Here is a 22911-nt window from a genome sequence, read left to right as displayed (position 1 = left end):
GATCAAAGCCTATAACCTCCGGCTGCCACCGAAAGGTCTAGTGTTCCATAGCGATAGAGGGTCACAGTACACCAGTAAAGCCTTCGCAAAATTGCTGAAGGGCTACGGCATACGAGCATCAATGGGAGATGTAGGCGCGTGCTGGGATAATGCAGTAGTTGAACGCTTCTTTGGCAGCTTGAAACATGACTGGCTGTTCAAGGTACATCAACCGACAAGGGCTCATATGAAGGAGGATGTCACGGCCTATATGAAGTATTACAACCTGGATCGGCTGCACTCCTCGAACGGTGACTTGTCGCCGATGGAGTACGAGAAATTAGCAAATTAATGTGTCCGGTTTTGTTGACCAGAACACCCTTTCAAATTTTCGTAATAAAAAATTCGCTTTTTTTCTCGTGAAACGAAGGCAAAACCTACAATAATGCAATGAACGGCAGCTTTCCCTTTAGCATCGTTTTCCCAGACAAAAGTTCGGTGAGCAAAATTGATATGTACTTTCAGATTCAGTAGCAGTGGCCATAGGGTACCCACTTGTTCACCGATACAGATTGAGTTGGTCGAGACAAAAGCCGTTTCAATTGCTGTTTCTTTGGAAAAAAGTGCAGCTTGGTAAAACCAGCAACTGACAAAATCCAGCTGTTTAGCATTTTTTGTTTTGCCAAAAACATCAAGCAGTAATTTCTTTTGCTCTTTATTTTGATATTTCGAGCCAATAAACGGCGGGTTGCCGATGATATAGCTGAGTTCCTTTGGCGAAACAACCTCGCTCCAATCCAGCGTGAGTGCATTGGCGTTGTGAATGTGTGCGTGCTCTTTCAGTGGCAGCAGATCCGGTTCTTCACCAAAGCTTTTGGCAAATTCCACATTCATCTGGTGCTGGGTCAGCCACATGGCGACCTGTGCTATCTGTGCAGGCCATTCGTCCAGCTCAATGCCATAAAAATTATCCAGCGGGATCTGTGGCTGAATTTCAAAACCCAATGCTTTGGAGCCTTTCGCCTGAGCTTCCATCAGTTTCAGTTCAAGACGGCGCAGCTCGCGGTAGGTGACAATCAGAAAGTTGCCACAACCGCAGGCGGGATCAAGCACCTTTAGGTGCCGCAGTTTTTTGGCAAAGTCCATCAGCCGCTTATCGCGGGTGTTTTTTACTTTGTGTTGCAGGATTTTTTCCAGCTCTTCTTGCAGGTCATCCAGAAACAGCGGGCCAATCACTTTCAGGATGTTTTTTTCGCTGGTGTAATGTGCCCCTAGGTTACGTCGCGCCTGCTTATCCATAATGCTTTGAAATAAACTACCGAATATTGCGGGGCTAATCTCTTTCCAATTGAATAGGCAACAATTAATCAGCATTTCCCGCATTTCTGCGGTAAAGCTTGGCATATCAATGCGCTCTTTAAACAACCGTCCATTAACGTAAGGAAAGGTAGCTAGTTCTTCAGAAAGTGCTTTGCTACGCTTATTTTCCAGCGTATCTAAAATCTGAAATACTTTTTGCAGGTGCATTTCAGTATCGCTACCGTCTTCACGAGTAAAATTAAGCAAATACTGCACAAGCTGACGGGGGTTAAATACGCCCGTGTCCTCTGCAAATAGACAAAATAAAATACGTACCATAAACACTTGCAGAGGATGGCCTTCAAAACCACTATCCTGCAAGCTGTCGTGTAATCCACCTAGTAATAAAGCAGCCTTCTCGTTCAGCTCATACTCGGTAATATCTTGCATGTCTTTACCATGCATAAACCCGAAAAGGTCAAGATTATCGGGTAAATCTGCTAAGGTAAAAGTATGGTCTGCCTCTGTCTCTATGTTGTGTAGGCGGAAGTTTTGTAGGTCACATACAAGGATATAAACAGGTTTGTCTTTATCATCAAGGCGCTTAAGATAGCCAGCAGCCTGCTTAAAAGCGTCTTCTAAATTTTGGCCTGCTGACTTCATTTCAACAAGCAGCGTTCCCGCCCATAGCAGATCAATGCGCTTACTGGATTTATCGCCCTCCATTTTCACCGCTAGTTCAAAAGAGCCAACAGCTTTACGCTTAATGTCAAATATGGCAAAAAAATCATTCAGAAAACTCTGGGATTCTGCGTTTTCTTTGACGTCCTCAGCGTGGTCTAAAACAAACTGATGGGCACGACTACGTAAGGTATTGATAGGCAAGGCCATTAGGTCATCCTTGTTTGCTGTAAAATAATTCCGCCTGAATATACCATGATCCGCTTTTTTAGCGGTTAATCCATTGGCCTATGGAGTGAAGCAATGAACCATATTAAGTAGCTCTCGCCTGGCTTTTGTACGTAAGCGCTCTGCGTGATGAAGCCTATTTAATTTACGATGCCAAGGAAGAAGGCCAAGAAGAATACGAACTAAAGACCAAAGAAGAAGTTACGCTAAGCCTGATTGCTTTAGCGATGCGAACTGATGAGCAAATTATGGCGGACAGATTTATCACCTGCGGATGTTCAAGCTTTACGCAGTGATTCGAGTAGGTATTAGAAAAAAAGAGTTTATGGAGAAAGGTTTCGAGCTGTATCAGGAGGTTTAAATTTTATTGGTATCGTCAAGACTGCGGTTGCCTAACGACACATTAGAGCCGTTATTCCCACACCAAAAGTTACTCTATAAAGCTAAGACACAGGGACGAAATAGCACGGAAGCCAGTTGAGCAATGACGAACGTGCTATCTGGAAGCTAGCGCCCCTGTTGGCTACTCTTTTACGCCGCTTCTGTGCGCTTTTTATGGCCTTCACGTAGCTGATTGACCGCTTCACCGGCTAGCGTATTGCCCGCTAAATCGAAGGCGGCACCAAAGCCTTTAACAAAACGGCCACCCTGTGGTTTCAGGCGGAATAAGCGAAAATCTGATAGCTGGCTCAAGTTACGAATACGATCCCCTAAGCGCGCCTCCATAATATCAACACCTTGGAACCACTGTTCTGAGTCAACTTCTAGTAGTTCTGCTTCTACCGAATAGTTAACCCTTACCCGAGCAAACAGTTCTTTTGAGCTGTCTTCATCCTGCACAATTAACACTGAAGCCGCAGGGTTATGCTGCAAGTTAACGGCGTGTAGGGCTATCTCGCTCAGCAAAACATAAAGGCAATCATCACCGATGGCGAAGGGCGCGTAGGAGGCGTAAGGCTTACCGTCTGGCTGGATACTGGAGATCAACAAGCTTTTGCGGCTGTTGATAAAATCAATGACATCGCGGTTAATTTTTAGGGCAAGCTTCTCTTTTTTCTCTTCTGGACTCATCACGTTCTCCATAGCGCTAGGCACTTATCAGGCAAGTTCAAGTTGTTGACTAAACCAGCGTACATTAATAGCAAAAGCTTGATCTTGCAAATGCTAATTATTATCATTAATCTTTAATACTGGTAGTATAAGCTCAATCATGATGATGCGCACAGCATTATATGTAATCTGGTTTAAGGGAACAGAAGATGAAAAAAAAGCTGATTGATAGGCTGTCAACAACGCTACTGTTATACGTTTTTTTATTAAGCCCCACCGTACAATCGGCAGAGCTGGCACGCATTATTAGCACCGATGCGGGCAGTACAGAGCTTATTATCTCTCTGGGCCTGCAGGATAAGTTAATCGCGATTGATGTCACCAGCACTCAACCCGATACTGAAAAGCCTTTGCCATCCATCGGCTACCACAGAAACCTCTCGGCAGAGGGCCTAATGAGCCTGAATCCTGACGCAATTATTGGTAGCAACCATATGGGCCCGGATCATGTTGTTGAGCAGATAAAACGCAGCCAAATTAACCTTATTCAGCTTCCCGTTGCCCATACGGTCGATCAGCTTAGTCGCAATATTCGGTCACTAGCCCAGCAGCTTAATATTACCCAGCTTGGTGATACGCTGGCGGCTCAATCAAACAAGGTTTTCCAAACACTTCAAGAGCAAGCCCTTAGTCATGAACGGACGGTATTCCTGCTGTCCATGGATGGTAAGCTTCGAATGGCTGGCGAAAAAACCGGCGGCGGTGCCTTGGTATCGCTTTTAGGAGCGAAGAACCTAGCGGATTACGATAATTACAGAAGTATTTCCGCCGAGGCACTGGTGGCGTTGCAGCCCTCGATTATTCTTGTGTCGAACCGAGACCCTGAATCTGGCGTGCAAACATTACTGGATAGCCACCCTCTGCTTAAACACACGCCAGCGGGTAAATCTGGGAAAATATTAACGGTTGATGGACGTACCATTGTCTCTGGAGGCTTAAGTATTTCTGCCCTAGCAGAAGCCCACCGCCTATCGGATCTGCTCCACAAAGATTCGACCCTTGCCCAAGGCTCCGATCTAAAAACCGCCCAACGGCTTCAGGAATAATCATGCTGCGCTTGTCACCGTTATTAACTGCATCAGCACTTTTGGTGCTGCTTCTGCTCTCGGCTTTGCTCTCTATTATGATGGGTGCGATGCCGCTGCCCGCATTGGATAGCCTGCTATCGGTTATTGATGCGATGGCAGGGTCAACCTTCAGCCGTCTGTTAGATTATCAGCAAGCGGTTGTTATGGAGCTTCGTGTGCCGCGCATTCTATTGGCACTGGCTATCGGTGCTATTTTGGCTCAGTGCGGTACAGTTATGCAGGGTTTATTCCGAAACCCCTTGGCAGATCCCGGTATTATTGGCGTTTCCTCTGGGGCGGCGGTTGGCGCCGTGATTGCCATTGTTTGGTTACCTGCCAGTATCGCCAGTTGGTCGGTTCCGGTTGCGGCATTTGTTGCGGGGCTAGGGGCCACACTATTGGTATACGGCTTATCCCAAACACGCTCTGGCACCTCTGTTTTGGTACTGCTATTAGCGGGCGTGGCATTGTCAGCGTTTGCGGGGGCGGCCATCGGTTTTGTCAGTTATTTTGCCAGCGATGAGAACCTAAGAGCATTAAGCCTTTGGCAGATGGGTTCTTTGGCGGGCAGCAATACCCATCGTATTTTACTTGCGGTTTGTACGTTAATACTACTGTCTATCGCCTTCCAGCGACGGGCAAATGCCCTCAATGCATTACTGCTGGGTGAGTCAGATGCGCGGCATCTTGGCATCAATGTAGAACGCCTTAAACTGGAGCTGATTGTGCTCACGGCGATAGGTGTCGGAGTTGCTGTGGCCTGTTCCGGTATTATTGGATTTATCGGCTTGGTGGTTCCTCATATCGTGCGAATGGCTACGGGGCCAAATCACAAAACACTCTTACCATTAGCCGCTTTATGTGGCGCGTTACTGCTGCTGATAGCCGATCTTTTTTCCCGTTTATCCGTTCAACCGGCAGAGCTACCCGTGGGCTTGGTAACAGCACTGATGGGGGCACCTTTCTTCCTTATTATGCTGATTCAACAGCGTCGTCGCTGGGATAGCTGATGGCCATTAATGGCTATTAATTACGTTTTATTGCCGCTAATAAATAACCCTTAATTGCTACGAAGATACCTAATATCATGTTGTTTATTCAGAACTTGCACGTATATTCCGATAAAAAAGTGCTGCTCAATGTCGATCAGATACAGCTCCAGTCCGGTGACGTTATGGGCGTTCTGGGGCCAAATGGCGCAGGTAAATCAACGCTATTTAAGGCTATTACCGGAGATATTCAAAGCCAAGGCGATGTCACGCTGCACAACCGCAGCCGCAAAGCATGGGCGCATCAAGCCTTGGCACGCCATTTAGGAGTGCTTGCTCAGGCCAGTCAGCTAAGCTTTCCCTTTCATGCTCAAGAGGTAGTTGCCTTGGGGTTAACGCCACTATCGTTAAGCCATAAAGAGGGCTGGAAACAGATTAAGCGCCTAATGGCTCGAACTGATTGCCTTCATTTGGCCGAGCGCAGCTATACCTCCTTATCCGGTGGCGAGCGCCAGCGGGTGCAATTGGCTCGGGTTCTGTTGCAGCTTAGCCAAGCAGAACACGCACCGTTACTGCTCTTAGACGAGCCAACATCTGCTCAAGATTTGGGGCAGCAACACAGTATTCTTGACCTTGCCCGTCAACTGGCTAAGGAAGAAGGATACGGTGTTCTAGTCATTCTCCACGATCTAAATCAAGCTCTGCAGTATTGCGACTTATGCATACTGTTAGATCGCGGTGAAGTGGCTCTTCAGGGCAAACCTGCCGAAATACTCACTCCTGATACCATTGAGCATCACTGGCAGTATCGCCCTGAGCAGGTGAGCTTGAATAACGGCCAGCCGATTTTAATCTAGCCGACTAATTCGCTCAGCAAATCCTGCCACTCGGTCAGCTCTTTTTGTCCTGGTTTTCGGGCGCCAAAGAGCTGCAAAGCCAAACCGCCCTGTTGATCAAAAGCCTCTAAAGAAGATACCACCCCATCTTCTGTCGGGCGCTTGACCAACCATACGTGGCGAAAAGCATCGGTATCAGCATGAAGGTTAAAGGTAGGGTCAAGCACATTAAACCAAGGCCCACGGCGCATCAGCTTTTTCACCGGCCCAGTATGGATTTGCACAGCACCAGTGTTACCGGCAAAAACCATAATCGGCAGTTCACATTCCGCAGCCTTAACCAAAGCCTGCTCAATAGCGGTAACCGGTAACGGTTGCGCACGCTCAGTACCCGCTAAACGAAATGCTTGCTGGCGCTCTAACTGATGCTTCTTTAGTAACCCGAAGAAATCATGCACATCTTTTAGCTGATCCCAATCCTGATGAAAGGCCTTCAGATCCACTTGATCATCACTTAGAGTAAGCGGCACGGCACGATGATCAATCTCATCCGCCGCCGAATCCACAGCCTGTCCAGCGGTTTGATCTTCAGCCTGATAGCGCTGCACTAAGTTTTCTAGCGCAGGAATATCGGTATCCCCATTGGCATAAATCTTATGTATCGCCACACCCGCTTTATCAAAGAACTGTAAGCTGCGACGCTCGCCTTCCTGGACATAATAGGCAAAACTCCAACGCTCAAAAAATAGCCGTAGGTCGATATCCCCTAAAAATAAGCCCACTTTCTCACCGCCTCCCAACTTGCCGTAGATGCCTGTTTTTTCATGAACAACGCTGTCATTGCGTGATAACGCCATAACAGAGCCAAGCTGAGATATTTCAGCCATTAATGCTCGAAAAACACCTTGATCATTTTTTAACCGCACAACATCCGCTTGACCACAGTTAAGCGCCAGCAGCTCAACTTCACTGACTCCCAGAGCATCCGCCACATTGCGGATTCTTAGTTTAGGATTATCTGCTTTAAAGCGTGCAACGCGCTCGCGCAAACTGTTCAAGCTATCGCAACTCAGAGGCTGAATCATGCCGTCTCCCTTATCTTTTTGATGGTTCACTTATTGCCCTAGTTAATGATAGTGATTATCATAATCAAAGTCACTTGAAATTGAATTCACTATGATCCCTCTATCTCAGCACCTCTTAAAACTTGTCCAAAACCCTTTAAAACTGTCCCGCCTTACGCTAGTACTGACTTGCTCAGCTCTTTGCGCCTGTGGTCAGGACTCATCAACCCAAACATCAACCGATACGGAGCAGACGTCTGGTATAAGCGCTAAAGCAACTCTTGGGCAGATACTGTTCTTTGACCCCAACCTATCCCTGACCCGCAATCAATCCTGCAGCAGCTGTCATGATCCCGGCAGAGCCTTTACCGACAGTCGAATAGCGGCTATTGAGAAGGGTGTATCCATTGGTGATGACGGTATCAGTCTGGGAAACCGCAACGCCCCAACCCTAAGCTATATTGGGCTAACACCTGAATTCGGAGTCGATGCCGATGGAGAATACCTAGGTGGCTTTTTCCATGACGGGCGTGCCAAAACGCTGCAACAGCAGGCAGGCCAGCCATTTCTGAATCCGGTGGAGATGGCGATCCCTGACAAAGCAACGTTGATAGCTCGGATCATAGAGCAACCCCGATATGCGAAGGCCTTCCAACAGGCTTTTCAGCGCTACGATTTCAGTGATACGGAAGCGGTTTTTTCTGAAGTCACCGAGAGTCTGGCGGCGTTTCAGCAAACCGAGCCGTTCCAACCTTTTGATGCCAAATATGATCGGTGGCTGGCGGGAGAAGCGGAGCTGACAGCGGCAGAGGAGCGAGGCAGAGTGCTTTTTTTCACATCCAGACAAAGTAGTTGCATTAACTGTCACCGTATGGGAAAGGCAAACAATGCCCAATATGAAACCTTTACCCACTACCGCTATCGCAATATCGGCGCTCCGATTAACCTGGAGCTGGAGCAAAGCACCTCCGAGGCTGATCTCGGTATTGCGGCGCTACCGGATCTGGAATATGCCACGGCAGGCGCGTTTAAAACCTCCACTCTGCGCAATATCGCGGTTACAGGGCCCTATCTGCACAATGGGGCGTTAAAAACACTGGAAGCGGTACTGGAACTCTATAACTTCCGTAGCTGGGGCAATACCAGCAACCTGAATCATGGGATAAACCCTGAAACCGGCCTCGTCTGGCAGACAGACATCTATGCCAATCAGCTACACGGGGCAGAACTGGCGATGCCGGAGCTGTCATCCCAGGACAAGCAGGATCTGATCGCCTTTTTGAAAACGCTGACCGACCGTCGCTATGAACACCTGCTAAACAGATAACCCATTTCTGCCCAAGAGCTACCGGCAGAGAAAAACAAACGCAACAAAAAAACCCCGCTTATCAGGCGGGGTTTTATCACTCATGGTTTGGCGCTGAGATTTACTCCACCGCCTTCCACTGCTCCACCTGGAGAGTCAGCGGGCTGTAGCTGCTGAAGTGAATTCGGGCGTAAGCATTGCCGTCTGCTGATTTTACAATCCAGCCATTGCTGTCGCCTTTATCATGTACGGTGACGATATGCGTTGTGCTGTCGTAGTCATACCAGCCGCTTGATGGCATCAGTGTTTTTACTGCATCTGCAGCGGTAGCACAGTCATCCGCCTTAACCGCATTAAATTCAGTCAGAGTATTTGCTGCGGTTAGTTTCTCGAACTCCGCTGCAACTGGGTTACCATCAGCGTCATAAAGCGCATCATACTGATAGGCGACACAAGCTTTAGCAGAAGCGTTGAGACTGAAGCCTACATATTTCTGATAGGCCATATCCCATGCGGTGTTCGTTGCGGTATCAGCGACTGTGATATCTCCTGACAGATCAAGGCCTACCGCCGTTCCACCGGTGGCGTCCAGACTGATCGTTTTCTCCACCGCACCTGTGGCAGCATCAGCATAGCGGATAAAGAGACTGGCGGAGGAAAGATCGCCGTTCTCACCGGTATTACTCAGAACCTGAACTTTATGATGATTACCTTCATCATCGTCAATCAGATAGACCGCAAAGGTTGGCCACATGGCATGTCCACCTGCAGCGCCATATTCCAACGCACCAAAATCACCGGGTGCATTAAAGGCTCCCTCGGTGGAATCGGTAAAATACTTATAAACCTGACTGGTATCAGCAGGATCTGTGACATCCCATACAGAGTCCGCTAAAAGCGCACCAACGCCCTGAGCATCACCTGCTTTATCACTACCGACAATCGCCGCCTGACCGGAACCTGATGCACCGCCGTTCAGCGAGTAAACCGTGCTATAGCCGGACTTCTCCACCTTAAGCTCCCAGTCATCATTTTCGGTAACAATACTGTTAGTCTCAAGATCCCAATAAACAGCCCCTGAATCCGGTGTCAAACTAGGAGAGGCCGTTGCAACCTGCCAAGAACCCGCACCCGTCTCCCCTACTGCGGTATCACCATCGGAATCATCATCACTATCCGACCCTAAGCAGCCGGTTAGGGTCAGTGTCGCCGCCAGAACAGCAGTGCTCAGTAAAGAACGGGTAAAGGGTAACTCTAAATTCATGATGTTCTCCGTAACGGTTAGCAGAAAAAATATTAAAGATCGACTCTTAAGCCGGAATAGACGAAGCGCCCGGGATGCGGGCCCTGGTCATGGGGATCTGAAGGATCTTTAGTGACGTCAGCGAGGTTGTCGACGCCCAGATAAACCTTCAGATGCGGATTGATTTGCTGATTCAGTTTCAGATCCCAGGTGCTCCAGGCTGGGGTGTAATGCTCATTGTCGACATCGCTAAAGCTCTTACTCTGATAACTGCCCAGCAGCGAAGCACTAAAACCTGATCCCGGCTTGAGTGTCAGGCCGGTTTTAAACTGCTGCTGTGGACGACCGGTAAGCTGCTTTCCTGTCGATGCATTTTCGGTATCCATCAAGGTCAGTGCCGCATCCCAGTACAGCAGATGACGCCACTGACCTTTTAGTGCCAGCTCGGCACCGGTAATTGTGGCTCGGTCAATATTCAGATATTCGTAAATGACGACGGATGGCGTACTTCTGGGATGGTCAGCATTCGAGGCAGACGTGATAAGGTCGGTCAGATTATTGCGATACAGGCTCAGATCCATACTCAGTCCGGAGGGGAAGCTCAGCTCAGCACCAATCTGATAACTATCCGAGCGCTCCGGCTGAAGGTCTGGGTTTCCCATGACCATATAGCCCAAATTACTGTGATCAAAAACGTAGTAGCGTTCCTTAAGGTTAGGAACACGGTAACCCATACCCACACCCGCCCGAATACGCATCTCAGCAGCGTCAAACCAGTCTGGCGTATAAGATAGATTGACCTTGGGCGTGTAGTGACTGCCAAAATCGGAATCATACTGATAGCGCACACCAGGTAATAACTCCCAGTGACTTCCCAGAAAAATATCGTTCTGAACAAATAGTTCCGCACTCTTGTTATCCGTTCCGTTACCGATCTCTTCTGTTCTCTGATAACCGGTCAGGGTGGGCTTATCCAAATATTGTTCCAACTCTGCCTGGGACAGATCGGCTCCCAGAGTCAGTAGCTGGTTATCGCTCAGGGGCGTGTCCCATTGGACACTACCCCGAAGAATCTTTTGTTCTGCGGTACGGATATCACCTTTTTCGGTGGTATCACTAAACGTTTCCTGGGTCAGATATAAAGCCAGCTTATCCTCGCCAAACTGAAAACGTGCCCCCGTATCCAGATGCTTACGTTCCGCAACTTCAGTTTTATCTCGATAACCCACCCCAGGTGTAAACAGCAGGTTCTCCGCAACCAGATCTTCTTTGTAGTAACTGGGCTCAACAAAGTATTCATTACCGGACGATGTTTCATAGGCCAGGCGCGCAGAAACATTGGTTTTTGTGCCAGATGAACCATCTCTGCTGGGTGTATCCAAGTCGAGATCATAGCCATCGGTATCCCTGATGCTGCCATTCAGCACCGCACTCCAGCTGCCTTTATTCACCCCAAGATTTAACTGACCATAACGGGAACTGATATCCTGCGCTCTCCCCCCTAGGCTCAAATCAGAGTTACCGATATTACCCTGACCATAACTGCCGGCATCGGCGGTTACCGAAAGACTGAACTCTTTATCCGGGCGACGGGTAATAATATTCACCACACCACCCATCGCTGAACTACCATACAGCGCTGAAGTAGCACCCTTTACGATCTCTATACGCTCAATATCCGCAGTGGCCAGTTGGCTGACATCCACCGATGAGCCGGTGCTGGCCGTGACAGGTCGGCCATTAACCAGAATCAGAACCCGGTCAGCATCCAGACCCTGCAACCAGACTTCCTGACCGCCTTTACCGTGAATATCTTTCAGCATAAGCCCCGGCACTGTTTTCAGCGCTTCACTGACATTGCGGGCATGTTGATTATCAATCTGCTCCCGAGAGATAACCTCTGTGCGCACCGGAGTATCCTCTAGCAATCGCTCTGTTCTTGTTCCCGTCACGACCCAAGTTTCATTTGAACGAACAGTATCTTCTGTGGCGTCAGTGATGCTTTCAGCGGCAAAAGCATTGCTTAATGACAGCGATGCCACCGCCAGATATATCAGAGAAAATCGATGATTCACGGCATTAGCTCTTAAGTTTAAGATCATTTATGCAAATGATAATAATTATCACAAACATTTAATGCAAATATAAATAAGAACTATTTTTATTTGAGAGCTAAAACAAACGAGGGAAATAGCGGAGGGAAGAGCTGTTCGTTAACGGCATCATGGTGATATATCAGCCATGTAGTCTTCTGACTACTACGAACTGTCCACCGACGCTCTGAACCTGTAAAAATCGACCCAGAGCGTCAACATTTTAAAAACCTTTCAGACAGATCATTAAACCACTAAGGGTTCAGCTTGCTTGCTTCCTTGCCTCTCGATCAGACGTGAAACAAGCCTCCAACGGGTAACGAATGACACTATCAGGCGATGTGGCAACCGGATCGTGTTGCCCAATCCAGATCCGCAGCAAGTGCCGTCGAGCATCACTGAATGCGTTACGATAGTGGATCACATCATGGTTATTCACCAATAAAATATCCCCTTCATCCATCATCAGATCCAAACGAACATCATCCCGATCTGCCAGTGTCATCAGATGCGAAACAGACTTCATTGTTTCCCTGTAATATTCGTGTCGATAAAAGTCAGCACCTTTTCTGATGGAGTCAATACGCAGGCGTATACTCGGTTTATCTGACAACACTGTGCTTTGAATCACCTCGGCTATATCTGGAGACTGGTCAAACGTAAATGCACCAGGAATTCTGAACGCTAAAGGTACCTTGCTCAAATATTCATATGCCCAGCGATGCTTAGTATCTTGCAACTTCTCTTTGAGATCACCCAGGTGCGCCAACCGATTGATACCACCACCACAGGCCGCTTGTTTAATACACATCAAACCAATAATCTTTACCGGATCAGGGTAAAAAGACGTGTCGGTATGAAAAGGTGCTTCACCGCGACCTTCAGAGAAAGTGGCATAATACGCTTGGCTTCCCACCGGTAAAATGCGTTGACGAATATCCCAAATCACCTGTCCCGAAACCTTATCCGCTGCAGCAGGCTGCCCCATCATTACGGACAGAAGATAAAGAATCCGAGCTTGCTGCTCTGAATTGTACGATTGACCAATTCCCTTTAACAACACGGCACCTTTTGTGTGAACCCCATGCACAATTTCCGCAGTAATTTCGTCAAGAATGGAAAAAACCTGACTCAGTTCACCGCGTATATGTTTACTGTCCTGCCTCTCCGTTATTTCTGTATAAGAGCTCCCAGAGAAAGTACCCGACACTGATAATAGTGAGTCCAGTGACTTCAGAATAACGTCCCAGTTAACTTTTCCTAAATGATGTATCGGCTTCAGATTCACGGCACTCTCCTTTTGTTATCCGTTCTTTTTTCTGTTCAGACACGCCACGCCCGATCCCGTATAAAACTGCCAGAAACTGTATTGAAATGATGCTCAGCACCACATAGGACCAACCGTAATGGCTGTAGATAAACGCGGAACTCAACGCACCACAGCAGCCGCCTATGTAATAGAAAAAAAGGTATATGCCATTGGCATAGCGGATTGATCCGGCGGGTAAATCAGCGATCCCATAATTTGCCAGCGACTGCGCCATATAGGCGGCCACTGAGAAAACCGCTACCGACAGCGCAATCAGCCACAGGTCCGATAACAAAGAAGCCAATACCGACAGTGCACTCAGAGAGCACACCAGCAGCAAAGAAGTGCCCCGACCAAAACGATAGGCCAGTGACAACGCCAGAGGAGGAAAGAAGATAGCCAATACCGCAGTCAGATAGATCAGCCCTGAATCACTGGCACTTAAGCCAAACTCACCCGCCAGGCGCAGACCGATAGCCGTATAGAGACTACTTTGCGAAAACAGAATACAGAAACCAATCCCCAGCAGAGTCTTCAGGCGAAAGCGAGTCGATTCACTGAGCTGATGCCAACCACTGACCCGTGTTGTAGTGTTCGATGGTAAAGCCGCTGTAGTATCAGACTCATCACGAAACAACCCCTCATGCTGACGGATAATTATTAATACGATCATCATCGCAGCCGCTGAACAGATAAAACCATTTTGCCAGCCCAGATGATCTACCAGCCAGGCTGTACCAAAGCGACTGGCTACACTACCCAGAATCGTACCCGTAACATAGGCGGAGATCACAGCTGGACGCTTACCCGAAGCCCTCAACAAGGTCGACAGAATCAAAGGGATTAAGATGCCCTGAAACATACGCACGGCTAATAGCGGCCACTGTTCACTGACCAGCGCCAGAGCCAGATTAGCCAGCGCCATCAACAGAAAAGCCGCGCAAATTAAGGTATAGCCACGGATACGGCCCATCAGAGCACCGCTGAATAAAGCCATAAGCGCCAGGCTTAGCAAGGTCGCCATATTCAATGGCCCGGCCTGGGCCTCGGACACGGCAAAAAGCAGATGCAGCTGGGGATAAAGGGACTGTAGCTGATATAGATTGAAGAACGCCCCAGCCGAGGCGATAAGAATGATTAAGGCTTGCATAGGATCCTCCGTTCTTTGAGAATCCCACAGATGTTTCACTCAGAGAATGTCCGTTTTCAGATCAGGCGATACGACAAAGGAATCAATTAATGGACATGAAGCAGTTGAAATACTTTATTGCCGTAGCAGAGGCGCTGAATTTTCGCCGAGCTGCAGAGCACTTATGCATGACTCAACCGCCTTTGAGCCAGAAGATTCGTCAATTAGAAGATGAACTGGGCACACCTTTGCTGCTTCGTAATACGCGTCAGGTCAGCCTGACGCCCGCCGGAGAATATTTCCTGCATAAGGCCCAGCATATTATTCAGCAAATGCATCAGGTCAGCCAAGAAGTGCGTGATATCGGCCTGCAAACGGTGCACCCCATACGTATCGGTTATTCAGGCACCAGCACTTTTGTCGCGCCTGTGATGCAGTCTTTGAAGGACTATGCCAGCCTGAATTCTAATATCCGGCTGAATATGACCTGCACAAATGCCAAAGACCTACAAAAACAGCTATTAGCCGGTCAGCTGGATCTCGCGCTGATACGCAGCAGCCAACCACCGGTTAGCCCGAAGATCGATTATCGTCACCTGTCAGAAGAACCGTTTTTTTTATTAATACCACCGGAAAACAGCCTGGCACAGGCAAGCCAGATTCGACCTGAACAACTGAGTACGCAAACGCTGATTACCTACCGTCGTAGTGACAATACCGCTTTGCGTCAGCAGATCGACCGCTACCTGATAGAAAATGCCTGCCAACCTGCCGATATTCTGGAGGTTTCAGATATCGCGGCCATGGTGAACATGATGCAGTTTGGTATGGGGGTCACAATGCTACCTGAAAGTGTCGCACGGGCTTTTTCTGAACAGTACATCGCTCGCCCGGTATTAGGGCTTGAGAACACCATTGGGCTTTATCTCTGCGTCACCGAGCAAGGCACTATCGCCCGACACCTGTTTGATACACTGTTGCGATTGGATCTTTATCCGCTTAACAGCAACGATCACAACTAAAAAGACTGCCAGGATATGGCAGTCTTTTAAGATCCGTCCGCGACCCGTTTAGCCGGTGCGGCGGTAGATAATATCCCACACGCCATGACCCAAGCGTTCACCGCGTTTTTCAAACTTAGTGACAGGCCGGGAGTCTGGGCGCGGTACATAATCACCATCGCTGGCGGTATTTTCGTAGCCTTCTGCCACCTGCATCACTTCAACCATATGTTCGGCGTAGTTTTCCCAGTCGGTAGCCATGTGGAAGCGACCACCCACCTTCAGCTTTTGGCGTACCCGCTGGACGAACTCAGCCTGTACGATACGGCGCTTATTATGACGCTTTTTATGCCAAGGATCAGGGAAGAACAGCTGCAGCAGATCCACGGAGTTATCGGGAATACACTGATCTAGAATTTCGATCGCATCATCTTCATAGGCGCGCAGATTGGTTAAGCCTGCATCGCCAGCTTCGGCCAGCAACTTACCAACACCCGGCGTGTGTACTTCAATGCCAATAAAATCATGATCGCGCATGGTGTTGGCCTGCTCAAAAAGAGAGTGGCCCATACCAAAACCGATCTCGATAACCAACGGTGCTTCACGCTCAAAAACCGTCTTTGGATCGATCATGCCCTGCTCTAGGGTCAAACCCCATTTAGGCCAAAATTCATCCATACCACGCTGTTGCCCTGCGGTCATACGACCCGTACGCAGTACAAAGCTACGAATGCGGCGTTTATGCTCCTCCGGCGTTTCGTTTGTTTTCTTGGCTGGATCATCCGTTGTTGCTTGATTTTTTGCTGATTCCTGGCTTTCTACCGGCTGCTCAGAAACCTCAGCTTCGGTTACAGCTTGATTCGGATTTTGAGCGTCAGTTGCGTCAGACATTGTTGTTTTTTAAACCTGTATCGTGTGTTGGTCTAGCCTGAAAACGCTGTGTTTTCAGGCGGGAGGGTGATTAATCGATCAAGCCGTTCATTGGAGAAGAGGCGCTGGCGTATTTCTTACGAGGCATTCGACCGGCCAAGTAAGCTTCTCGGCCTGCTTCAATCGCTTTCCGCATGGCGGAGGCCATTAGCACAGGATCTTTAGCCGCCGCGATAGCCGTGTTCATCAATACCGCTTCACAACCCATTTCCATCGCAATGGCCGCATCAGAGGCCGTGCCCACGCCAGCATCAACCAATACCGGAATATTGGCGCTTTCCATAATGATACGGATATTGTGCGGATTCAAAATACCCAAACCGGAACCAATCAGAGAGCCAAGCGGCATAATCGCGCAAGCACCCATATCTTCCAGTTTTTTCGCAGCAATAGGGTCATCATTGCAATACACCATGACATCAAAACCATCGCTGATCAGCGTTTTCATCGCTTTCAGGGTTTCTTCCATATCGGGATACAGTGTTTTCTGATCCCCTAAAACTTCCAACTTCACCAGATTATGGCCACCCAATAGCTCACGAGCTAGACGGCAGGTGCGCACGGCATCTTCTGCGGTATAACAGCCCGCCGTATTGGGCAGAATGGTGTATTTATCAGGGGTAATCACATCAAGCAGATTCGGCTCATCAGGGTTCTGACCGATATTGGTCCGACGCACCGCAACGGTAACAATCTCTGCGCCGCTGGCCTCAATCGCCAAGCGCGTTTCTGCAAGGTCTTTGTACTTACCGGTGCCGACAAGAAGACGGGATCGGTAGCTTTTTCCTGCAATTGTCAGAAGATCATTATTGTTCATCGAATGTGTCATCAAATGCCTACCCTTATCTGATTTATTTGCGATATTTGAGTTATTTACGTGATCATTCAAGATCATTAACATTACCCTGCCAAGATGCTAATCACCCACCGCCAATAGCGTGCACAATTTCAACTTGGTCATCGGCCTGCAAAAGAGTACTGCTGTGCTGGCTGCGAGGTACAATTTCTGCGTTTACTTCAATCGCAATACGCTTGCCCGTTAGTTCCAACAGTGCAACCAGATCCGCTAAGGAGGCATTTTCCGGCAAGGTCTGGCTTGCACCATTAACCTGTATCTGCATGTTTTTTTGCATGAAAGTTCACTCTTTCAGCTGTATTCTTTAACGTTTTAATACGCTCGCTTTAGTGATCATTCCCACCGGAGCGCCATGAGAGAAAAATGGCGTTATTGTACCCTAATCCACGGGGTTTGCGGCCTCTATTTACTTACGGAGTATACAGAATGCAGGATCAAACAGATTCACCAACTAAAGCTCTTTTTTATCTTTATGGCCTGTTCTGGCTTTTTGCTGGGTTAGCCGGTGCGAGTAGTGTTTTCCTAGATGCTTGGCTTAGCCACGGCTTTACCAGCAATCAGGCGGGGGTACTTGAGAGTTTGCAAACCGCCGTAGGCTATCAACAGTTTAATAGCCTGACATTAGCATTTAGCCTATGGATTGCCGGTGCAGGCTTGCGCCAAAAAAACAAAACCATGGGCTGGCTCAGCCTACTACCCAGTTTATTTTTTCTACTCGCCATTTTCGCCTTTAGCGGCGGTATCTATGGTAAACATCTTTTAGATTTATCAACAGGAGCCATAACCCCAACCGGCGGCTTTATGATGGCGTTAGGTTGGTTGAGTCTCGCCCATGTGGGCTGGCGCTACCAGAGAGAAGAAGGGCAGAGAAAAGAAAGATAGAGAAAGTAAAACCTCTCTATCTTAAAAAAGAGAAGAAGTGATAACAAAAACGATCACAGAAACCTCTTAACGAGGCGGGATTGAGTAAGTCGCTGTCACATGAGCCACAGGTTCATCATCCCCTTCAGAGTAGAGACTGATTTCGCCCACGGCCAAGCGTTTGCCTAACTTTAACAGGTGACCCTCAGCAATCAGCGCCTTGGCAGGCTGCGGCTTCCGCAAGAAATTAATATTAAGGTTCGTGGTTACCGCCAAAGCAACAGGGCCAATCTGACCCAAAATAGCCACATATAAACAGATATCAGCCAAGGCCATCATGGTAGGGCCTGATACCGTTCCACCAGGGCGAAGATGGCTATCATCCACCTCAAGGCGCATAACCGCACCCTTTTCATCCACCGCTGTTACCACCCCAATATGTTGAGGAAACTCTCGATGTAAAAGTGCCATAACATCATCAGCTGACATTACATTAGAGGGTACAGCACGCGCAGCGTTTATTTTTGTTGTTGTCATAGGTGCTCCAATACAGGATTAAATAGCCTTATTTAGGCTTAATATAACGCTGTCCAGTATGCCTGTGACGTTTATCCGATGAATAGCCTTCGCTGTGACCGAGCATTCACATAAGCTTTCGTGATCTTTATAAAACTTTCGTGACCCTTATAAAAAAGGGAGCGCCCGACATCATCAACAGCATGACGGGAAGCTCCCTTCAGGCGACAGCTTGAGAGTAGCTGAGGCCAAGACATTCTCTGTTAACTCATCATTAGAACTTCATGATAAAACCAACATTTAAGCCGCTTTCCAGATCATCGGAATGGGGGCCTACATCAACTTCAAGCTTACGCCAGCCCAAATAAATATCGACATCTTTTAACGCCGCATAATAAGCCCGCAGAGAAAGATCCATCATGCCATCAAGGTCGCCAAAGGAAACAACCTTAGGTGCAAAATAGACATGGCCGCCAAAACGAACATCCCTAAGCTGGCGAAAAGAAACGCTACCTTGGCCGCCTAAACCAATGGACACACCATCAATATCGTTACTGCTGGTCACGCCATAAAGCCGCCCACCAACACCGGCACTGTAGGTCGCTGTGTTTTCCTGAGTGTGTAAACCAAGGTGGCCAACGACTGCATCAAAGTGGTTTTCTTCATGATACAAAGCCCCAACAGCCATGTTAAGACGGTTCTGCGGCAGCGGTGCGTCATATTCGGCACGAATGGTTTCATCATTAATATTCAGGTCAATAGTAGCGGCCTGAGCTGTTACCGCCATTCCTGCCGTTAATACAGCCAAAGCTAATCGTTTCATTACAAACCTCTGATAAGTGTCCAGTCCATTCAAATACACGTTCAATTCTTTTCGACCGTATTAGATGCCATACTGCTCACGGTAATCACGAATCGCACCGGCATATTGTGTCAAAGTGCTATCATTATCCTTTTGAGCGCATTCATCTAAATACTGTAATACTTGCTCTAACGTGATAATACTGACAACCGGCATCTTAAAATCGCGCTCAACTTCTTGAATAGCCGATAATTCGCCTTTACCGCGCTCTTGACGATCTAAGGCGATAACAACGCCGCCAGGTTGCGCACCATTGGCTTCAATAATTTGCATCACTTCACGAATAGCGGTACCGGCGGTGATCACATCATCAATAATAAGTACTTTGCCTTCTAGGTCAGCACCGACTAAAAGGCCACCTTCACCGTGATCTTTGGCTTCTTTACGGTTAAAGACATAAGGTACATCGCGATCATGATGATCGGCCAACGCAACAGCGGTAACAGCCGCTAAAGGAATCCCTTTATAGGCGGGGCCAAAAACAACATCATATTCTACTTTTGCGGCGGAGATCGCCTGCGCGTAAAATCGACCAAGTCGGGCTAAAGCTTGGCCTGACTTGAATAAGCCTGCATTAAAGAAATATGGGCTAATACGGCCTGATTTGAGGGTAAATTCGCCGAAACGTAGTACATTTTGCTCGATCGCAAACTCAATAAACTCGCGCTGGTAGTCTTGCATTCACTGAACTCCGGTAGATTTGGCTGATGAGTATTTACCAAAACGTCTAAAGCTCGGGTATCATACACGCTCGTCGTAGCAGGAACCATGTATGAAGATCATCAACATTAACTTAAACGGCATTCGCCGTGCCGTAGATAGAGGCTTTTTAGACTGGCTACAGCAGCAGGACGCAGATGTTATCTGTGTACAAAACCTGCAAGCCAAGTCTTACGAATTGGACGATTCTATTCTGTATCCGCAAGGTTATGAAGGTTATTTCTTCGATGCGGATCAGGAAAATTTTGGTGGCGTTGGCGTCTATTGCCGCAAACTGCCAAAAGCAATTATGACCGGTCTTGGTTTTGAACAAGCGGATTTTGAAGGCCGCTTTATTCAAGCCGATTTTGACAAGGTCAGTATTGCATCGTTTTTGATGCCCGATAACAGCGACCCACAGGCAAAATATGCCTTTATGGAGCAGTTTAACGAGTATCTGAAAAAACTTCGCCGAAAACGGCGTGAACATATCATTTGTGGTAGCTGGTATATTGCCCACAAAACGATTGATCTCGCTGACTGGGCTAACAACCAAGAAACACCGGGCTTTCGCCCCGTAGAACGCGCATGGCTGGACCAAGTCTTTGGCCCAATCGGCTTTTTAGATGCGTTCCGTGAAGTGAATCGCGAGGAAGGCCAGTACTCTTGGTATCCCGACGTTGATAAACCTCGCAACCGTCAAGATGGCTGGCGTATAGACTACCAAGTAACAGGCCCGAACATGCGTCGCAATATTGTGAATGCTTGGTTTGATATTCAAGCCAACTTTTCAGAATATGCACCATTAGTTGTTGAATACGATATCGACCTCTAATCCAGCTTACCCTGAGAAACACAGGGTTCTGGCTTACGATGATACGTCTAACAACTCTAGCATCCGTTGTCTTGTTAGCGCCAAAAGGCCCGTAGGTTTCTAACCTTTGGGCCTTTTGTTTTTACATCGTTCTTTATGCCGCTTACTCAGCCAATGCTTTTAACTGCATTTCAAAAAGCTCATTACAGCCTTTTTTCGCCAGTTCTAGCATCGCAAATAGCTCTTCTTGGGAATAAGGCGCGCCTTCCGCTGTACCTTGAACCTCAATAAAGCCACCTTGATCGGTCATTACCACATTCATATCGGTTTCAGCGGTAGAATCTTCAGGATAATCAAGATCCAGTACCGGCTGACCTTTATAAACACCCACAGAGATCGACGAGATCATCTGCTTCAGCGGATCGCCTTTAATCATCTTCTCGCGCTGCATCCAGCGGATCGCATCCACCATCGCCACACAAGCACCTGTGATCGACGCCGTACGAGTACCGCCATCCGCCTGAATCACATCACAATCAACCTGAATCGTATGTTCACCCAACTTACCCATATCAACCGCTGCCCGTAACGAACGACCAATCAAGCGCTGAATCTCTTGAGTGCGACCCGATTGCTTACCCCGAGCCGCTTCACGCCCCATACGACTACCGGTAGAGCGAGGTAACATACCGTATTCTGCCGTTACCCAACCTTGATTTTTACCCCGTAGGAAACGCGGCACAGACGCATCTACAGAAGCCGTACAGATTACTTTAGTATTGCCAAATTCCACCAACACAGAACCTTCCGCATGACAGGTATAGTGACGTGTGATTTTTACTGCGCGCATCTCATCAGATGCACGTCCACTTGGACGAGAAACCATAGAACACCTTTAAATAATGGATTAATAAGACTGAATTCATGATCGCTTTCAAAGGAAAGCCAAAAGAAACAAACTCGAAGATGCCGAACAAAATCGACTCAAAGATCAGATGTGGCAATTATACACGTTACACCAGCATAAGCAGGACTTTGCCCACCGCATTCGCTAAACTAACGCCCACTAACCACCAAGATAAAAAAACATAAAACAACCCAGCAGGCAGACTATTACCGCCTACCCGCACTGGAAATCGGAGCAGAAAATGACTCACAGCATGACCGCCTTCACCCGACAGGAAGAACAGTATTCATGGGGCACCCTAAGCTGGGAGATTCGCTCGGTAAACCAACGCTTTTTAGAACCCCATTTTCGCCTGCCCGAAACCCTGCGAGAGCTAGAGCCAGCCATTCGTGACCTACAACGCAAAAGCCTAAACCGAGGCAAAGTAGAATCCGTACTGCGTTTTCATCCTGCACAGGTCAGCGACAGCCTCAATATCGACGAGCAATTAGTCAAACAGCTGATCGGAGCTGCCGAAACCATCAACGGCCACCTAAGTAAACCGGGCTCCATCAACCCGTTACAGATCATGCAGTGGCCCGGTGTACTGCAAAATGAAGAAATGGATGCCGATGCGGTAAAAAAATCCGCCCTAGAACTGTACAAAAAAGGCCTGCAAGACCTGATCGCCATGCGCGCCCGAGAAGGTGAAGAGCTGGCCAATCTTATCAGCCAACGTCTTGATGGCATCGACGCCATTGTTGTACAAGTACGCGCCGCACTACCGAGTATTCTAGAGCGCCAACGCCAGCTCATTCTAGATAAACTGGACAGCATCAAAGACGACCTAGACCCCAGCCGCATTGAACAAGAGATGGTACTCGTCGCCAACAAAACCGACGTCGCCGAAGAACTCGACCGCCTCGACACCCACGTCAACGAAGTGCGCCGCACCCTGAAAAAGAAAGAACCCGTAGGCCGCCGCCTAGACTTCTTAATGCAAGAACTTAACCGCGAAGCCAACACACTAGCCTCCAAATCCATCGTCACCGAAACAACCCAATGCGCGGTTGAATTAAAAGTGTTGATTGAGCAGATGCGGGAGCAGATTCAGAATATTGAGTAGGTTCTTAGGTAGAAAATTACCCGTTGC

General features: G+C 48.1%; 24 protein-coding genes. 10 read left to right on the top strand and 14 right to left on the bottom strand.

Annotation, left to right across the window (positions count from 1 at the left end; translation table 11 throughout):
- Positions 1-331 (top strand): integrase core domain-containing protein (locus G517_RS0102925; protein ID WP_028303157.1); only part of this gene is annotated, 331 nt, incomplete at its 5' end.
- On the opposite strand, the gene G517_RS17540 is transcribed toward G517_RS0102925, so the two are convergent.
- Positions 328-2169 (bottom strand): DNA methyltransferase, encoded by a 1842-nt coding sequence (locus tag G517_RS17540; protein WP_051205929.1) that lies wholly within the window; start codon positions 2167-2169, stop codon positions 328-330. The two genes, G517_RS0102925 and G517_RS17540, sit on opposite strands and share 4 nt — an antisense overlap.
- Positions 2170-2294: 125 nt before the next feature.
- Here G517_RS17540 and G517_RS0102915 point away from each other — a divergent pair, with 125 nt between their 5' ends.
- Positions 2295-2483: a hypothetical protein gene (locus G517_RS0102915; protein WP_028303156.1), complete on the top strand. Its 189-nt coding sequence runs from the start codon at positions 2295-2297 to the stop codon at positions 2481-2483.
- A gap of 235 nt (positions 2484-2718) precedes the next feature.
- Here the strand turns inward: G517_RS0102915 and G517_RS0102910 are convergent, their stop codons facing one another.
- A complete protein-coding gene (locus tag G517_RS0102910; protein WP_036590140.1) occupies positions 2719-3258 on the bottom strand; it encodes a HugZ family pyridoxamine 5'-phosphate oxidase in 540 nt (179 codons plus the stop codon).
- A 188-nt stretch (positions 3259-3446) separates the two neighbouring features.
- Here G517_RS0102910 and G517_RS0102905 point away from each other — a divergent pair, with 188 nt between their 5' ends.
- The 3 genes from G517_RS0102905 (at position 3447) to G517_RS0102895 (ending at position 6210) form a co-directional block, all read left to right on the top strand.
- A complete protein-coding gene (locus tag G517_RS0102905; protein ID WP_028303154.1) occupies positions 3447-4343 on the top strand; it encodes a heme/hemin ABC transporter substrate-binding protein in 897 nt (298 codons plus the stop codon).
- Positions 4344-4345: 2 nt separating this feature from the next.
- Entirely contained in the window at positions 4346-5374 is a 1029-nt protein-coding gene (locus G517_RS0102900; RefSeq protein WP_051205927.1) for a FecCD family ABC transporter permease, read from the top strand.
- A gap of 77 nt (positions 5375-5451) precedes the next feature.
- Positions 5452-6210 carry a heme ABC transporter ATP-binding protein gene (locus G517_RS0102895; RefSeq protein WP_036590136.1) on the top strand — a complete coding sequence of 253 codons (759 nt, stop codon included), beginning with the start codon at positions 5452-5454 and terminating at the stop codon, positions 6208-6210.
- On the opposite strand, the gene G517_RS0102890 is transcribed toward G517_RS0102895, so the two are convergent.
- Complete coding sequence (locus tag G517_RS0102890) at positions 6207-7274, bottom strand: hemin-degrading factor (RefSeq protein ID WP_051205925.1); 1068 nt, start codon at positions 7272-7274, stop codon at positions 6207-6209. The genes G517_RS0102895 and G517_RS0102890 overlap by 4 nt on opposite strands.
- A gap of 91 nt (positions 7275-7365) precedes the next feature.
- On the opposite strand from G517_RS0102890, the gene G517_RS0102885 reads away from it, so the two are divergent.
- Complete coding sequence (locus tag G517_RS0102885) at positions 7366-8580, top strand: cytochrome-c peroxidase (RefSeq protein WP_051205923.1); 1215 nt, start codon at positions 7366-7368, stop codon at positions 8578-8580.
- 100 nt (positions 8581-8680) lie between these two features.
- Here the strand turns inward: G517_RS0102885 and G517_RS0102880 are convergent, their stop codons facing one another.
- The 4 genes from G517_RS0102880 to G517_RS0102865 form a co-directional block, all read right to left on the bottom strand.
- Positions 8681-9823 carry a hypothetical protein gene (locus tag G517_RS0102880; RefSeq protein WP_028303149.1) on the bottom strand — a complete coding sequence of 381 codons (1143 nt, stop codon included), beginning with the start codon at positions 9821-9823 and terminating at the stop codon, positions 8681-8683.
- Between the two features lie 32 nt (positions 9824-9855).
- Positions 9856-11877 carry a TonB-dependent receptor plug domain-containing protein gene (locus tag G517_RS17535; protein ID WP_051205921.1) on the bottom strand — a complete coding sequence of 674 codons (2022 nt, stop codon included), beginning with the start codon at positions 11875-11877 and terminating at the stop codon, positions 9856-9858.
- A 280-nt stretch (positions 11878-12157) separates the two neighbouring features.
- Positions 12158-13183: a TauD/TfdA family dioxygenase gene (locus G517_RS0102870; protein WP_028303148.1), complete on the bottom strand. Its 1026-nt coding sequence runs from the start codon at positions 13181-13183 to the stop codon at positions 12158-12160.
- Positions 13146-14354, bottom strand: a complete 1209-nt coding sequence (locus tag G517_RS0102865) for an MFS transporter (RefSeq protein ID WP_028303147.1) — start codon at positions 14352-14354, stop codon at positions 13146-13148. The genes G517_RS0102870 and G517_RS0102865 overlap by 38 nt, the downstream gene beginning before the upstream one ends.
- Positions 14355-14443: 89 nt before the next feature.
- Here G517_RS0102865 and G517_RS0102860 point away from each other — a divergent pair, with 89 nt between their 5' ends.
- A complete protein-coding gene (locus G517_RS0102860; protein WP_028303146.1) occupies positions 14444-15355 on the top strand; it encodes a LysR family transcriptional regulator in 912 nt (303 codons plus the stop codon).
- A 48-nt stretch (positions 15356-15403) separates the two neighbouring features.
- Here G517_RS0102860 and trmB read toward each other — a convergent pair whose 3' ends face one another.
- From trmB to thiS, 3 genes are all read right to left on the bottom strand, one after another.
- Positions 15404-16036, bottom strand: a complete 633-nt coding sequence (gene trmB / locus G517_RS0102855; RefSeq protein ID WP_051205950.1) for a tRNA (guanosine(46)-N7)-methyltransferase TrmB — start codon at positions 16034-16036, stop codon at positions 15404-15406.
- A gap of 259 nt (positions 16037-16295) precedes the next feature.
- Positions 16296-17093, bottom strand: a complete 798-nt coding sequence (locus G517_RS0102850; RefSeq protein WP_028303144.1) for a thiazole synthase — start codon at positions 17091-17093, stop codon at positions 16296-16298.
- 91 nt (positions 17094-17184) lie between these two features.
- Positions 17185-17385: a sulfur carrier protein ThiS gene (gene thiS, locus G517_RS0102845; protein ID WP_028303143.1), complete on the bottom strand. Its 201-nt coding sequence runs from the start codon at positions 17383-17385 to the stop codon at positions 17185-17187.
- Between the two features lie 161 nt (positions 17386-17546).
- Between thiS and G517_RS0102840 the strand changes: the two genes are divergently transcribed.
- On the top strand, positions 17547-18002 hold the full coding sequence (locus tag G517_RS0102840) for a DUF423 domain-containing protein (RefSeq protein ID WP_028303142.1): 456 nt from the start codon (positions 17547-17549) through the stop codon (positions 18000-18002).
- A 66-nt stretch (positions 18003-18068) separates the two neighbouring features.
- On the opposite strand, the gene G517_RS0102835 is transcribed toward G517_RS0102840, so the two are convergent.
- The 3 genes from G517_RS0102835 to pyrE form a co-directional block, all read right to left on the bottom strand.
- Positions 18069-18518, bottom strand: a complete 450-nt coding sequence (locus tag G517_RS0102835) for a PaaI family thioesterase (RefSeq protein ID WP_051205919.1) — start codon at positions 18516-18518, stop codon at positions 18069-18071.
- Positions 18519-18771: 253 nt separating this feature from the next.
- On the bottom strand, positions 18772-19320 hold the full coding sequence (locus tag G517_RS0102830; protein WP_028303140.1) for a YfaZ family outer membrane protein: 549 nt from the start codon (positions 19318-19320) through the stop codon (positions 18772-18774).
- Between the two features lie 60 nt (positions 19321-19380).
- Entirely contained in the window at positions 19381-20040 is a 660-nt protein-coding gene (gene pyrE / locus G517_RS0102825; protein WP_028303139.1) for an orotate phosphoribosyltransferase, read from the bottom strand.
- A 91-nt stretch (positions 20041-20131) separates the two neighbouring features.
- Here pyrE and G517_RS0102820 point away from each other — a divergent pair, with 91 nt between their 5' ends.
- On the top strand, positions 20132-20893 hold the full coding sequence (locus G517_RS0102820) for an exodeoxyribonuclease III (protein ID WP_028303138.1): 762 nt from the start codon (positions 20132-20134) through the stop codon (positions 20891-20893).
- A gap of 142 nt (positions 20894-21035) precedes the next feature.
- On the opposite strand, the gene rph is transcribed toward G517_RS0102820, so the two are convergent.
- Positions 21036-21758, bottom strand: coding sequence for a ribonuclease PH (gene rph, locus G517_RS0102815; RefSeq protein WP_028303137.1), 723 nt, complete (start codon positions 21756-21758; stop codon positions 21036-21038).
- Between the two features lie 262 nt (positions 21759-22020).
- On the opposite strand from rph, the gene G517_RS0102805 reads away from it, so the two are divergent.
- Positions 22021-22884, top strand: a complete 864-nt coding sequence (locus G517_RS0102805; RefSeq protein WP_028303136.1) for a YicC/YloC family endoribonuclease — start codon at positions 22021-22023, stop codon at positions 22882-22884.
- Positions 22885-22911: the final 27 nt, after the last annotated feature.

It is taken from the genome of Oceanospirillum maris DSM 6286 (assembly GCF_000422865.1).
In the GTDB taxonomy this organism is placed as follows: domain Bacteria; phylum Pseudomonadota; class Gammaproteobacteria; order Pseudomonadales; family Halomonadaceae; genus Oceanospirillum; species Oceanospirillum maris.
This window is presented reverse-complemented; position numbering and strand designations above follow the sequence as displayed.